Source organism: Streptomyces sp. P1-3 (assembly GCF_050613155.1).
Taxonomy (GTDB): domain Bacteria; phylum Actinomycetota; class Actinomycetes; order Streptomycetales; family Streptomycetaceae; genus Streptomyces.
Genome location: NZ_CP192512.1, coordinates 7687588 through 7700996 on the forward strand (window position 1 = coordinate 7687588; position 13409 = coordinate 7700996).

General features: G+C 67.4%; 10 protein-coding genes and 7 pseudogenes. 10 read left to right on the forward strand and 7 right to left on the reverse strand.

What is annotated here, in order from left to right; genetic code table 11:
• Positions 1-13: 13 nt before the first annotated feature.
• Together ACQUSR_RS32825 and ACQUSR_RS32830 are read left to right on the forward strand one after the other, a co-directional pair.
• Positions 14-804 (forward strand): annotated as a pseudogene (locus tag ACQUSR_RS32825) (transposase); the annotation flags it as partial.
• Between the two features lie 129 nt (positions 805-933).
• Positions 934-1020, forward strand: a pseudogene (locus ACQUSR_RS32830) (IclR family transcriptional regulator); the annotation flags it as partial.
• Positions 1021-1093: 73 nt separating this feature from the next.
• Here ACQUSR_RS32830 and ACQUSR_RS32835 read toward each other — a convergent pair.
• Complete coding sequence (locus ACQUSR_RS32835; protein ID WP_431046912.1) at positions 1094-1423, reverse strand: hypothetical protein; 330 nt, start codon at positions 1421-1423, stop codon at positions 1094-1096.
• Between the two features lie 424 nt (positions 1424-1847).
• Positions 1848-2507 carry a PhzF family phenazine biosynthesis protein gene (locus ACQUSR_RS32840; RefSeq protein WP_431046914.1) on the reverse strand — a complete coding sequence of 220 codons (660 nt, stop codon included), beginning with the start codon at positions 2505-2507 and terminating at the stop codon, positions 1848-1850.
• A 383-nt stretch (positions 2508-2890) separates the two neighbouring features.
• Here ACQUSR_RS32840 and ACQUSR_RS32845 point away from each other — a divergent pair.
• The 5 genes and pseudogenes from ACQUSR_RS32845 to ACQUSR_RS32865 form a co-directional block, all read left to right on the forward strand.
• Positions 2891-3345, forward strand: a pseudogene (locus ACQUSR_RS32845) (MerR family transcriptional regulator); the annotation flags it as partial.
• A 181-nt stretch (positions 3346-3526) separates the two neighbouring features.
• The gene (locus ACQUSR_RS32850; protein ID WP_431046916.1) at positions 3527-4021 is read left to right on the forward strand and encodes a GNAT family N-acetyltransferase; all 495 of its coding nucleotides are present in this window, start codon (positions 3527-3529) and stop codon (positions 4019-4021) included.
• Positions 4022-4030: 9 nt separating this feature from the next.
• Positions 4031-4195 (forward strand): hypothetical protein, encoded by a 165-nt coding sequence (locus ACQUSR_RS32855; protein ID WP_431046918.1) that lies wholly within the window; start codon positions 4031-4033, stop codon positions 4193-4195.
• Between the two features lie 267 nt (positions 4196-4462).
• Positions 4463-4807 (forward strand): annotated as a pseudogene (locus tag ACQUSR_RS32860) (transposase); the annotation flags it as partial.
• 310 nt (positions 4808-5117) lie between these two features.
• Complete coding sequence (locus ACQUSR_RS32865) at positions 5118-5573, forward strand: VOC family protein (protein ID WP_431046920.1); 456 nt, start codon at positions 5118-5120, stop codon at positions 5571-5573.
• Positions 5574-5635: 62 nt separating this feature from the next.
• Here the strand turns inward: ACQUSR_RS32865 and ACQUSR_RS32870 are convergent.
• The 4 genes and pseudogenes from ACQUSR_RS32870 to ACQUSR_RS32885 form a co-directional block, all read right to left on the reverse strand.
• A pseudogene (locus ACQUSR_RS32870) lies at positions 5636-6356 on the reverse strand (IS5 family transposase); the annotation flags it as partial.
• 794 nt (positions 6357-7150) lie between these two features.
• Entirely contained in the window at positions 7151-7894 is a 744-nt protein-coding gene (locus ACQUSR_RS32875; protein ID WP_431046922.1) for a class I SAM-dependent methyltransferase, read from the reverse strand.
• 293 nt (positions 7895-8187) lie between these two features.
• Positions 8188-9258: pseudogene (locus ACQUSR_RS32880) on the reverse strand (transposase); the annotation flags it as partial.
• A 153-nt stretch (positions 9259-9411) separates the two neighbouring features.
• On the reverse strand, positions 9412-10296 hold the full coding sequence (locus ACQUSR_RS32885) for an NAD(P)-dependent oxidoreductase (RefSeq protein ID WP_431046924.1): 885 nt from the start codon (positions 10294-10296) through the stop codon (positions 9412-9414).
• Between the two features lie 49 nt (positions 10297-10345).
• On the opposite strand from ACQUSR_RS32885, the gene ACQUSR_RS32890 reads away from it, so the two are divergent.
• The 3 genes and pseudogenes from ACQUSR_RS32890 (at position 10346) to vph (ending at position 11982) form a co-directional block, all read left to right on the forward strand.
• Positions 10346-10753, forward strand: a complete 408-nt coding sequence (locus ACQUSR_RS32890; protein WP_431046926.1) for a MerR family transcriptional regulator — start codon at positions 10346-10348, stop codon at positions 10751-10753.
• Between the two features lie 146 nt (positions 10754-10899).
• Positions 10900-11040, forward strand: a pseudogene (locus ACQUSR_RS32895) (IS630 family transposase); the annotation flags it as partial.
• Positions 11041-11118: 78 nt separating this feature from the next.
• Entirely contained in the window at positions 11119-11982 is an 864-nt protein-coding gene (vph, locus tag ACQUSR_RS32900; RefSeq protein ID WP_431046928.1) for a viomycin phosphotransferase, read from the forward strand.
• A 104-nt stretch (positions 11983-12086) separates the two neighbouring features.
• Here vph and ACQUSR_RS32905 read toward each other — a convergent pair whose 3' ends face one another.
• Positions 12087-13214 (reverse strand): haloacid dehalogenase-like hydrolase, encoded by a 1128-nt coding sequence (locus ACQUSR_RS32905; RefSeq protein WP_431046930.1) that lies wholly within the window; start codon positions 13212-13214, stop codon positions 12087-12089.
• Positions 13215-13409 lie beyond the last annotated feature (195 nt).

Below are 13409 nucleotides of genomic sequence, written 5' to 3' on the forward strand. Positions count from 1 at the left end.
GAAGGCCGTAGCCATGAGTGTGGGGGATCAGCGTGTCCTGCGGGATGCGTTCGCGGAAGGGCCACGCTTCCGGACGGAGTTGTACGCGTGCCTGACTGCGCGGGGCGATGCGCTGTTCGAGTTGACGGACGCGATGCTGTGCACGGACGGGCCGGTCTGGTCGCTGGCCGACCTCGCGCTCGATCCGGAACACCGCCGCGGTCACGGAGCTCTCTGCGGTGGGTTCAATCAGGGGCGGATCGATGTCGGTCGGCTCCGCCGGGCCCTGGCGGGGTTGCCGCTGCCCCGGGCGGCGGACGGCCGCCTGGTCCTGGCTGTGGACGTCTCGCCGTGGCTGCGTCCGGACGCCGCGGCCTGCCCGGACCGCTCCTTCTGCCGTACCTACGGCCCGGCGACGCCAAGCACTAGATGATGCCCGGCTGGCCATACTCGATCGTGGCCGTGTTGGAGACTGGCCGGACCTCCTGGACCGCGGTGCTGGATGCGGTTCGCCTGGAGCCCGGCGCCGATGTCGCCGCCGTCACCACCGCCCAGGTCCAAAAGGGTGGCCGACCGCCCAAGCACGGCGGCGAGTTCATCATCGGCGACCCCGCCACCTGGGGCCCCGAGCAGGCCGCGACGAGGACGGACACCCGCCTCTACGGCAAGGCAATCGCGCAAGCGTGGGACCGGCTGTATCCGCGGCTGACCCGCCGGGCCGCGTGGATGGACCACGACGGGCCGTTGCCCATCATCGAGGGCACCGTGATCCGTCTGACCGTGGAGAAGCTGATGCAGATGCGCGGCACCTGCCTTCCCCTCTGGGACGACGTGCTGCCGAAGCTCCCCGACGATGTGTGGCGGGAGACCGGCCGCCGGATTGCCCTGGCGATGGTGGCCGACGGCGGCACCGCGCACCCCCAGCATCCTCGGACCTGACTCCGCGGCACCGGCGTAGGCCTCTGGGTGGGGTTCGAGGACGCCGGGCACGCGTCGGCTCTGGGCAAGTGCGTGCAGCGCGAGTGGGACGACGATACACAGGCAGTGTGGCGGCGGTTGAGAGCTGACGCATGGGGAAAAGCCGTTGTGGGAGACGCGCGGTTGGGAACCCCGATCAGAGGCGCGGTACTCCCGAAATCTCCAAAGCCTCGCGGGCGGCGAGATAGCCTGCGACTTTGAACGCCCGTTCGTGGGAGCCGAACGTGTCGGCCCGGGCCTGCCGCAGTACCACCCGGGTGGCGGCCACGACGCCGTGCTCGGGCAGGCCCAATTGCTCCTCGATCCCTGCGGCGGCCGCCGCGAAGAAGCGCGGCAGATCCTCAGCGGGTTCGTACTCCACCGTCAGCCCCTCGACCACCTCGAAGGCGAAGCCCTCGGCCGCGGGCTCGAAATCCACGGTGATCTCCGCGAAGTGCGGCGCGCAGTTGTGCCTTTGATGCAGCACACGCACACCACGGATCGGATACGGCGGAAAGCGGGGCGGTCCTGACGTCATACTGGAACGCTACCCCTGCCCGGCTACCCCGGTCCGGCAGTCACTGCCCTCCTGCGGCAGTCCGTCCTGTTCCAGCAGCGACGTGCGATCCGCCCGACGACGCGCCTGCGGGAAAACGGGCCGCCTCGACGGCCGGCAGCCGCAGTCTGCTCTGCACCCAGAAGCAACTCCAACACGGCGTCACCAGCCGACGAGGTCAGCCAGGGCTCGCGTCCGAGTGCATCAGCCAGGTCGACCGGTCTCAGACAGCCCTGACACGGCATCAGTGAGGTCCTCGGATTCCCGTCGCAACGCTTCGAGCAGACGGTTTTGATTCACGTCGGTGACGTTGATAACCGGGCGCGGCCAAGCGCCGCGGCCATGGCGCTGCGGCTCAGCACGCGGGATTCTCCATGGCGCAGACCCGTCCGCCGATATCAGTCGTCCCGTCAGGGCCGGGGGCTGCCATGATCTCCGACCCGCTGCCCTGGGTGACCGCGACAGCCCGCCCCAACCGGTCAGCGAGCAGAAGAGCTGCCGCGCCGGTGGCTTCATCCTCGTCGATGCCATCGTCACGGCCCGGGAATCCCCGGGCCCGGACTCGGCCGGCGGCCTCGTCGTGCCAGGCCCAGGCGTACACCCACTCGCCCGGTTCCGGCACCGCCAGCGCGTCGACCTCCTGTGTGCTGCCGTATTGCCGCAGTGTGCGCGGCGGAACCCATTCCGCTCGTGCTCTGATCCACGTGAAGCCCTCGGCCTGGCGGACAGGGATGCTCCCCACCGGGAGTTCCAGCCTCTCCAGGCCGAGGAGCCAGGCCACGCCGACGAGGGGGTATCCGGCGAACGGGAGCCGCACCCCTGGCGTATAGATGTCCACGACGCCGCGATGTACATCGTCGATGAACACGGTCTCGCTGAGCCCCAGTTGCCGGGCAAGAGCCTGTCTGGACTTCTCGTCGGGGAAGGCGCGGCCATCGCGCACCACGCCCAGGACATTGCCGTGGTCGCCGTTCGGGTCGCAGAAGACGCGAAGAAAAAGGATGTCAGGGGTCACGCGGGCATTCAAACAGGTCACCAGTCACTGGCCCTCGCCTTTTGGCCTCGCTGAGTTCGCAAGGCCGCTCTGGCATAGCCGAATCGCCCGAGCCGACGGCGGTACCAGCACTCACCGCGGTCAGACCACAGCGTCCTGGCTGAAGACGCCAAAGTCGGCACTCATGTGGCGTCCGTAGTCATGGAGGGCGACGCATACCGCCTCCCATCCCTCATCGTCGGAATCTTCAGGTGGGTCCGGGTTACGCAGCGGGCGCAGTCCGCGGGGCCGGGCCCGCTGGCGGCGATGTTGAACTGGTAGCAGCCGAGGAAGTTTGTGAGTAGCTCCGGCTGCTGCTGACGTGAGCTTGCATCTCCAGTAGGGGGAGACTCGAAGGTAGGCGCATGAACGGCGACACGCTGTACCCGATCGGTGAGCTGGCCCGGCGGACCGGTGCCACGGTCAAGACCATTCGGTTCTGTTCCGATTGCGGGATCGTCTCGCCTGCTGACCGCAGCCCGGTCGGCCACCGCCTCTACGGCGACGACGCCGTCGCCCGCCTGGACCTCGTGCGGACCCTGCATGACCTGGGACTGGCTCTCACAGCAATCCGGAAGGTCATGGACCGGGAGATGGCACTACCTGAGGTTGACGCGGCACGTGCCGAGGCTCTGGACGTACAGATCCGGATCCTGCGACTTCAGCGTGCGGTTCTGACCGCCGTGGCGAAACGCGGTGCCACCCCTGAAAGAGGCGGCTGGTCGACGACTTCCTCGATGCCACCTTCGGCGGCACAGGAGTCGATGCGGACTTCGCGGGGATCATGCGCTCGATGGCTCCGGAGCTGCCCGACAACCCCACGTCCGCGCTCTGCGTGCCCGGATCCAGCGATGAGGGGGCAGCCGCCAAGCAGCGTGGACCAGCCACCATCGACCTCAAGTGCAAGCTCTGCCGCATACGATCGGCCAATGAACGCCCCAGTCACCTTCACGGCCCCCGCGACGCCGACCGCTCCCGCTCTCGTCCTTCGCCCCTGATGCGTGGAAGACGCCGCCTCGCTGGTCGAGGTGTACCAGGATCACGATCTGCGTCGTTGGACGAACTCTCCGGTGGAGAGTGAGGCTGACGGACTGCGATGGGTGCGCGCACAGGGGCGGGGCTGGGCAGCGGGCGACCGGTTCGGCTTCGCCGTCCTTGAAAGGGCAACTGACGGGGCACCACCGCAGTTGGTCGGCAACGTCGTGCTCAAGGAAGTCGCATCCGGCAAGCCCTCTGCAGAGGTCGGCTACTGGACGGCAGCCCGAGCTCGTGGGCGGGGCGTGGCTCCTCGCGCCCTGGAGATTCTCAGTGCCTGGTCGTTCGATACCTTCCGGGCCAATGGCCTGGAACGCCTCGAACTGCTCCATCAGGTGGGCAACCTGGCATCCTGCCGTGTCGCGCAGAAGAGCGGCTACGCGTTCGACAGGGTCCTGCCGTCGGCGCCGCCCTCCTACCCTCTCGATGGTCATCTTCACATACGGTGCGCGGCGATCTGATCCGTCGTCGTGAACGCGTACGACGACGAGATCGAGGCGGCTACCGCCTACCTGCGGAACCTGGCGCTGAACGACTGCAGTCCGCTGCCCGTACGTACGCAGCTACAGGTACGGCCTGCTGCGGTGGTTCCGGACGCTGTGGCTGCTGCGGGTGGCGTGGGAGAAGGCGACTGAGGCTGAAGTCGCGGTGCTGGCAGGGGGGGCTGCGGACGGCCTCGAATCCGCAGCGACAGCGGAGATGCTCGCCTCTCCCGGCAGAACCAGCTGAACAACCTCACGTCCCTGTTCATCTCCGCGCAGAACGACCCGCTGCTGATCAGCTTCGAGGAGCACATCGCCGCACAGGAGTTGCGGCTCAAGCACCACTGGGAGGCGGTGCTCGACATGTGCACCCTGCTGACCCATCAGGGCATCGCGCCGGCCGACGTCACGCCGGCGTCGATGCTGGACCTGGTCGGCGTCGGGCCCGACAGCGCCGCGGTCTTCCTCATCACCGCAGGTGAGAACCCGGATCGGATCACTGACGAGGCGTCTTTCGCCGCTCTGTGCGACGTCAGTCCGGTCGAGCAGTCCTCCGGCAAGACCCAACGTCGGCGCCTGAACAGCGGAGGCAACCGCCAAGTCAATGCCGCCCTCTACCGCATCGTGATGACCCGCATACGCTGGGACGAACGCACCCAGAAGTACCTGCAGCGACGCACCGCCGAGGGCATGTCCAAGCGCGAGATCATCCGGTGCCTGAAGCGGTACATCGCCCGCGAGTCCTACCGGCACATCCAGCCCTGAGCCACCAGGCAACTTCCTTCTGTGGCTTGACGAAACATAGGGGCTTCCATTCCCCCCACCTGACCACCAAGCGGTGTCGCCGGGTAGCGGACTGGGCCGAGGCCAACAACGTCGAGATCGCCTACACCCCGACCAACTCCTCCTGACTCAACCGCATCGAGGCCCAGTTCACCGCCCTGCGCTACTTCACCCTTGACGGCACCGACCACGCCAGCCGCGAGGTCGTGAAGAGGGCGAACGTGGCCTGATGCGGCACTAGGCCTGTTGCGAACGTGGATCGTCTGTCAGACCTGCCTGGGATGCTCCGAGCATGGAGATGACAGTGCAGCTGACGATCGACTGCTCCGATCCGCAGAGAATGGTGACTTTCTGGGCCGAGGCCCTGGGCTACGTGCCTGAGCCTCCGCCGGGCGGGCACGCCACATGGCGTGCTTACTGGGCGGCGGTGGGGGTGCCCGAGGCAGAGTTGCCGGCCGGTGCCGGGGATATTCCGGAGTCGATCATCGATCCCGCGGGACGTGGACCGAGGGTGTGGTTCCAGCAGGTTCCGGAGCCGAAGGTCGCCAAGAACCGGTGGCACTTCGACCTGAAGGTCGGTGGGGGCCGTGACGTCCCACTGGATGTCCGCACACAGCGGGTCAAGGCTATGGTGGAACGGCTGGTCAAAGCTGGTGCCACCGTGCTGCGAATCAAGGATGAGCCGGACGTGGGGCTCTACGCCGCCGCCATGCAGGACCCCGAGGGCAACGAATTCGACGTCATCTGAGGGCCGTTGCGACGGTTCTGGTCACAGCCACTCGTTCACGGCTGCGACCAGCACAGTCGCCTGAAACGCGGCGGTCGGCCGCCACGGGAGCCGAGTCTCCTGCGGTTGCGGGCCTGGTCAGCCTTGTATGGGATGGTGCAGCGGATTCCACGGAGGCGCAGGTAGGCGCGGTTCTTGCGCGAGGAGTACGCCCGATCGGCGCGTACTCGATCGGGGTGGACGCGTGGCCGGCCCGATCCGATGCCAGGTACGCGGCCATTCTCCAGCACGGGCTCGAATTGCGGCGAGTCGCCGCGCTGCCCGGCCGTCACCACGATCGACATGGGCCCTGCTCGACAGCCACGTGCAGCTTGGTGGTGAACCCGCCACGTGAGCGTCCCAGCCCGTGATCACAGGGCTCGGCCAGCACTCCGCCAGGTGGTTCCTTCTGTAGGTCCCCCTGCTTCCTGGCCCCTGCCGCATGCTGATGGGCGCGACGCGCTGTGGAATGGACGCTCAGGTCCCACGTGATCCCGCCCTTCGCGTCAGCCTGGGACTGAAGTCGGGTGGGGACCCAGTGCCAGGTGCCGCCTCGTTGCCATCGGCGGAACAGATCGTAGATCCGGCCCCACGGACCGTACTCGACGGGCACATCCCGCCAAGGAACTCCTGTCCGAACCCGGAACCGTATGCCGTCGATCAGCTGCCGCCGGGGCCAGATGGGCGGCCGTCCCACCTTCGCTCCTTGGGCAACAACGGCTCCAACACCGCCCACTGTGCATCCGTGAGATCTCCCCGCGCCATGAACCACGATCATTCAGCACTCAAGATCCACTTTCGATACACGCCGTAGATGTCGTGATGTCCGCTCGCTGGAATGGCCAGCTGGCCACAGCAACACAGGAAAGGGTATCAATCGTGTACTTCATCTGCATCAATACACCCTTCCGAATCGACATTTTCTCGACCAGGATTGAACACGGCAGCTGCGGGCATCGAGTCCTTCTCGTGCACGCCAAGCCCGGCGGCTTGCCCCGCAAGATTGTGTGACACGAAAGGTTATTGATGTGATTAAGTTGAAGAATGCACTTGCTGGAGCTTCGGCTTCATGTCTTGCCGCTACCGCACTGATTGCGGGATCAATTGCTGCGGCTGCTCCGGCTCACGCCTCGAGCTTCGACTGCGCGCGGTACCTGAAGGACCGCGGTTACGTTGTCGGAGAGAATGCGCAGAAGGGGTGCTCTTGGGGCGCTAGCGGCGCCTGGAACGCGCGCATCTTGTGTGAGGCTTTCCTTACGGAAATCGGCATCAGGGAGAGTCACGCCAAGAATGCTTGCGATCTGGCCGACAACTGATTCATGGGACGCAGGCCGATCGCAGTGGTATCGTGGTGATGTCGAGCACGAAGAACCGTGGCCCTGCGGGTCGGCATCGGGCACACAGGAGGGCGGAGCGCGCACGGCACTCCCGTGCGTCCGGGCCGGCCCTCCGCAAGATCTCACCGTCCGGTTCGGCGGCCGGTGTCCAGGCTGGGGCCGCCGGTGTTGGTGCCCTCGGCGCCCGGCTGTAGCTGCCGGACGACCGGTTCGTCGCAATCACTAGGCAGCCTCCAGGACGAAGAACAGGAAGCACAGGAAGGCGCCCGAGGGATAGTTCGCAAGGACGTCGGGGAACAGCTCCCGGGCGCCTGGTGCTGGGGGCGGTTCGCTAATGACAGCTATCCGGAAGCCAGCCGCAGTGAAGGCGCCGGTCATCGAGTGCAGCGGCCGGTGCCAATAAGTCAGTACGGCGTTCTGGCCACTGAAGGTGTATTCCTCGGACCACATGTGGGGCGCGAAATAGTCGGCATCGGGGCTGGCCAGCCTCCTGGTGAAGGGATGGTTGACGGCCACGATGAGTCGGCCGCCGGGTGCCAGCACGCGCCGCAGTTCGGCGAGAGGTGCCTTCCAGTCCTCCAGGTAGTGCAGTACCAGGCAGACGATGACGTCGTCGAACGCGCCGTCGGGGAATGGCAGCGAGCTGCTCAGATCGGCCGGGTGCAGGGCCGTGCTGTCGCCGAGCCGCCGCCGGGCCAGCTCCAGCATTTTCGTGCTGGAGTCGACGCCGGTTACGATCGCGCCGCGCTCGCGCAGCGCGGCGAGCAGGGGGCCGGCGCCGCAGCCGACGTCGAGGATCCGCCGCCCGGCCACGTCGCCGGCCAGGTCCAGGATCGCGGGCCGCGTGTAGTAACCGTTGATGAGGTTGGACTCGGTCTCGGCCGCGTACGCCTCGGCGAAGCTGTCGTAGTCGTTGGTCACAGCCTGGTTTACGGGCTCGGCGGAATTCTCGAGATTGGGGGGCATACGGCGCATCCTGGCATAGCTGTGCCCGCAAGGGCGCGGCACCGGACGAGGAGACGCTCACGGGACGCATCAACATCCGACCTGAGCAATCAGCATCGTCACCACGGGGCTGATGCGGTACTAACCTCGATCCTTCGTGACGGCTCGCCAGGTCTGCTGGCGAGGGTGTTCGGCTTGTTGGCGGAGTGCGGGCAGGCCGAGCGGCCCGGCTGTCGCGTCGGGTGGGGGCCGGGTTCCACGGCTCCGGTGGGCGGGTGAGGTTCGTCGGGGCAGGTGAGGCGGCTGGTCAGCCGGGGTTCGGGAGGGCGTCGCCGTCGCTGGATCGCTGCGGTGATTGCGTAGGTCCAGGGCCAGTGCCGGGTGGATCTGAGGTGCCGTCAGCGGGCGGTGGTGACGAGCTGGGCAGCGGCGGAGAACAGACGGAGCCGCAGGCGGCGAGGCTCCCGGAGTCGGACTTGGCCGGTGAGGGCGAGTATCGGCATCCAGGCGAGCAGGTCCAGGGCGAGCTGGACGATCTCCGGCCAGATCCGGTTCTGCGCGGTGTCGTGGAGGAGCAGGTCGCGCAGGCCGGTGGCGCGCGCGTTTCGGATACCGTCCCCGGCTCGTACCCGCTGACGGTGGCGTAGTTCGAGGGCGGTGACCGCCGTCACGGTGGTGTTGGTGGCGAAGCAGGTCAGCCGTACTCCGTCGGTGTCGGTGTCGGTGTCGGTGTCGGTGAAGCGTAACCGGGCGCCGGGGTGCGGACGTTCCTTGCCGACTGTCAGTCGTATTCCCTTCGGCCAGCCCTTGAGGGCGTCGCCGTCGAGATCGGTCCCCCAGGCACCGTCACGGATCTCCCCGCCGGGCTCGACGGCCGCTGTCCAGGCAGAGGCGGGGACGTTCAGGACGGTTTGATGAATGACCTTGGTGATGGTCATTCCGACCGAGTGGGACAGCCATCTTCCGTGCTTCGCGAGCCAGGTCACGAACTCGTGAGTGCCGCCGCCGGGGTCGGTCCGGATCAGCACCTGGCGACCGCGCCGGTACCGCTTTGGCCCTTGGGCCAGGGCCAGTTGGGCCGTGGTGATGTGGTCGGCGGTGGTGTTGCTGTCCGCGTTGCCGGGCCACAGCACAGCGGCGACCGGCTCCCCACTGCCGACTCGGCCGTGGTCGACGAAGGCCGTCAGCGGCAGCATCCAGCAGGATCTTGCCCGGATCGTGCACCGCCCGTGGCCTGCGCCACGGCGCCAGGGTCGCCGATATCGCCTGATCCAGCGCGGCCTTGCGGACCGTCTCCACCAGCAGGACACCGCCTGCCAGACCACCGTCCCCCCCGCACTGCCCTCGACGCGGACACGCGGGTAAGAACCGATACGCCTCTTCACGTGGGAAGGTGGGAAGTGCCTCCGGCGGTGGCAGGAACAAGGACCTCGACAATCCTCATTCTTGCTGGTCAGAGGCACTTTCCGTGTTCGTGGTCACGATCCGGGCAGCCCGCCGCGCGAAAGCCCGAGACTGGAGCCCGGTGTCGAGGTCGGTCAGTCGTTGCGGGGTTTGCTGAACTCTTCGATCAGCACCGGATACTGCTCTCCACCGTGTCCGGCGGCGATCGAGCGGTCGGCCATCGCCTTGATCAGCTTCGGCAGTTCGGCGTTGACACCCAACGCCTCGCTCTCCTCGATCAAGTGCGCCATTGCCCGCGCGTCGGTCTCCAGGGCCGACACCTCGGCCGGGAAGGAGCCGCTGTCGATCTGCTCGGCATACCCCGGCAGCCATGCGGCCACACCGGCAGCGATCTGCTGCGCAAATGGCGCATACGTTGCGGCGTCAACACCGGCCGTCCTGAGCAGGGCAGTGCCCTGGAGCCAGGCGTTCAGGATGCTCCACATCATGGCCAGGCCGGCCACGTCGTACAGGGACGCCAGCCCATGGTCCGCGCCGAGGTAGGTGACGGTACCGAGCGCGTCGAGCGTTGACTTGTGTGCCTCGAAGTCCGACTGCGGCCCGCTGTGCAGGATCACCGCCTCGGCGGTCCCGATCCCCGACGGTATGGCCATAATGGCGCCGTCCAAGTATCGCGCGCCGCGCTGTTCGGCCCATTGGGCGGCTTCCCGGGCCTGAGCCGAGTCGCCCGAGGTCAGATTGATCAACATCGTGCCGCCCAGCTCGACATCGCTCGCGCCGAGCAGCTCGTGCATGGCCTGGTAGTCGGTGACGCAGATGATTGTCAGAGAACCTGCCTTGAGCGCGTCGCCAACCGTTGGCGCCAGCCGTGCGCCCTCGGCCACCAACTGGTCGGCCTTGGAGGCCGTACGGTTCCACACGGTTGTGGGATGTCCGGCTTTGAGGAACGCGCCGGCGAGTGCCTGGCCCATCAGTCCGAGTCCGATGACTGTCACGGGTGTATCGGTTTCGTTGTTCATGGCAGCATCGTCAACGTTGATACCGGTGTGAAGGTCAAGCGAGGTTTCGATGCGGATCGGGGAACTGAGTCGTCGGACGGGCATCAAAGCCCATCAGTTGCGCTACTACGAGGCCCAGGGCCTGCTGGAGGCAGACCGCGGCGCGAACGGCTACCGCGAGTACGACGAGAACGCCGTGCTGCGGGTGAAGCAGATCCGGCACCTGCTGGGCGCCGGTTTGTCCTCCGAGGACATCGCGTACCTGCTGCCCTGCGCGGCTGGAGAGGCCCCGGAGCTGCCCGGGTGTCCCGAGTTGCTGGCCGCGATGCGGTCGCGGCTGCGGCGACTGGACGAACAGATGGTCAGGATCGCTCAATCCCGCGACGCTCTTGCCGACTACATCGATGCGGCCGAGCGAATGGGCAACGAGAGCTATCCGCCCTTTGACGATGCCGACCTGGAGCCCGTCCCCGCCTGAGCAGCCGGTGTGCCCCGTCTTGCGGAACCGTCTCGACCAGCAGCAACGCCGACCTGCGAGACCACCGCCGACGCCTCGGCCTGGATACGAACACGTGGACCTCTCCGCCCACTTGAACGGGCGGATCCGCCCACCCGAGCCATTCCTGCCACCCAGTCCAGCCCCGGTCCCCGCACGCCTACCTGCGCTGGCGCAACGCCAGCGCCCGTCATCCCGATGCCCTGGCCGCGCAACGCCGTGAACGCGCCCGCATCCGCGGCGAGAAAGGTCTGCGCTGGGGCGTGCGTCCTGGTCAGCCACGCGGCCCGACAGCATCCTCAGGCGCATCGCAACCCACGCCGGCGAAAGGTGAAAGAGGCCATCCCGTGAGAATCCTTGAAACGCATCGAGCTCTGCTGACCCGGCTGCTGCCTGACGACCATCCGGACGCTCTGGCCGTCCGCCAAGGGCAGTTCCAGAACGTGGTCATCGGCTCCGAGCGTGTCGTGTGCCTGCCGCGCACCGAAGCGGCGGCCGCCCGGCTGTCCGAGCGGGCAGCCGCGCTGCGTGCACTTGCCGGGGTCGACCTCGGCGTCCGCACACCTGAGCCGTTGTCCGAGGCCGGAGCCCACGGGAGAGACGAGGTGCCGTTCCTCGTGCTCAGCCGCATTCCCGGGGCACCATTGGAGGCCGACGTACTCGACGATCCCCGCGTGGCCGACGCCGTGGCGGCGCAGTACGCCACGCTGCTGGCCGGACTGGCCCGGGCCGGCGCTGACCAGAAGGTGCGAGCGGTTCTGCCGCCGGCACCGGAAGGCCGGTGGTGGCAGTTCGCGGCAGACGTGCGCGCAGAGCTGTTCGTGCTCATGTCCGACAGCGGGCGCAGGCGGGCCGAGCGGCAACTCGCGGCGGTCGACGGCCTTCCTTGTCTCACCGAAGCGGTGGTCCACGGTGACCTTGGTGCCGAGAACGTCCTGTGGGAGCAAACCGACGGACTGCCGCGGCTCAGTGGCGTCGTCGACTGGGACGAGGTCACGCTCGGCGATCCGGCCGAGGACCTCGCGGCGGTCGGCGCCGGCTACGGCCAGGACCTCTTGGGGCGGGTTCTCGCCCTGGGTGGCTGGTCGAAGAAAGGACTCGCCACCCGCATTGCCGCGATCCGCGGCACTTTTGCCCTGCAGCAGGCCCTCTCCGCGTACCACGATGGTGACGACGAAGAACTGGCGGAGGGCCTGGCCGACTACCGGTGATGGCAGCGGGTGTGGCAGCGGGTGCGGTGAACGCGACGCCCGCGCCGCACCGAGGGTGTGAACTTCCCTGATACGCAAGGAGGTTCACACCCCGAGGCGACGTCTCAGCCGACCTGCTCCGGCGTCACCGTCAGCCAGTGCTTGTCCGCCGTGACCTTCTGCCCCAGTTCCTTCTGGCGCTTGGCGTTGGAGCGCTTCATCTCGTCGATCTCCTTCATGTAGCTCTCCTTGCGGTTCACCCAGACCCGGACGCCGCCGTTCTGCACGTCCGCGGAGTGGAAGAGCATCGGGCCGTCGCTCTTCGGGGTGTCGCCCGCCACGAGGATGGGCTTCTTCCACGCGTCGATGTAGGTGTTGATCGCCGCCGGCTTGCCCTCGTACCAGGTCAGCGGCGCCCACAGGGTCGGGGTCAGCTCACGGTCGGCGAGCTTCTCGGGGTCGAAGCGGCCGGACGCGATCTCCTTGCGGGAGCTGGTGACCTCGCCCGTCTTGCGGTCCTTGAGGAGCATGGACACGCCGAGGACGTTCTCCGGCTTCACGCCGTACCCGTACTTGGGGTCGCCCAGGACCATGCGCACCAGGTCTTCGGAGGCCGCGCTCACCACGTACACCTCGATGCCGTGCTTGCGCAGCGCCTTGTAGAGCTCCTGCATGCCCGGGGAGAGGCGGGGGGCCTCGACCTCGGTCTTGGTCAGCTTCCCGTCCTCGTAGTACTCGGCGGGGATCGGTTTGCCGTACGCCAGGAGTTCGTCCACGTACCCCTTGAGCTGCTTCAGGGTGAAGCCCGAGAAGATCTGCGCCGCCCAGGGGTAGCAGACCTGGTCGTCCACCTCGCACAGGCGGTTGTAGTAGCTGTAGAGGCTCTCCTTGTGGGTCGCCGTGTCCTTGAAGGGGATGGTCTTCAGGGACGGGGCCATGGTCTTGCGGGTCAGGACGCCCTTCATCTCCAGGAAGGGGAGCAGGGACTCTTCCAGGTCATTGCGGTACGTGGTGTTGTCCGCGTCGAAGACCGCGTACGCGCCCTTGTGGTCGTGGTCCGCGATGACCTTGCTGAGCTGCTTGGCCACGGGCTTGGGCCAGTGCTTCAGCTCCGCCGAGGCGATCTGCGACGACGACCCGGCGGTCTCGGCCTCGCCGTCGCCCGGCCACAGGGCGCTGCCCATGAAGATCGCGGCGGCCACCGCCCCCGCGGTGCCGAAGATCGCAAGCTTGCCTTTTGCCCGTACTGCCATGATTTCCGTTCCTCTAGGAGCTGTGCGCCGCCCCGTCCGGAGCGGCGGGCAATGATATGAGGCCGGGCGTTGATTTCCCATGATCAACATCACCGTGAACGGGGGGTGTGGGGTGGCTGAACAGGGGTAACGTCACTCGACGCCGCGCGGGCAACGGGCAACCGGCAACCGGCTACCCGACGCTGCGCGGCGGGG

Coding starts and splice junctions, on each gene's coding strand:
- ACQUSR_RS32885 (WP_431046924.1), bottom strand. CDS start 10,296: ATGAACAACGAAACCGATACACCCGTGACAGTCATCGGACTCGGACTG.
- ACQUSR_RS32905 (WP_431046930.1), bottom strand. CDS start 13,214: ATGGCAGTACGGGCAAAAGGCAAGCTTGCGATCTTCGGCACCGCGGGG.
- ACQUSR_RS32875 (WP_431046922.1), bottom strand. CDS start 7,894: ATGCCCCCCAATCTCGAGAATTCCGCCGAGCCCGTAAACCAGGCTGTG.
- ACQUSR_RS32890 (WP_431046926.1), top strand. CDS start 10,346: ATGCGGATCGGGGAACTGAGTCGTCGGACGGGCATCAAAGCCCATCAG.
- ACQUSR_RS32865 (WP_431046920.1), top strand. CDS start 5,118: ATGGAGATGACAGTGCAGCTGACGATCGACTGCTCCGATCCGCAGAGA.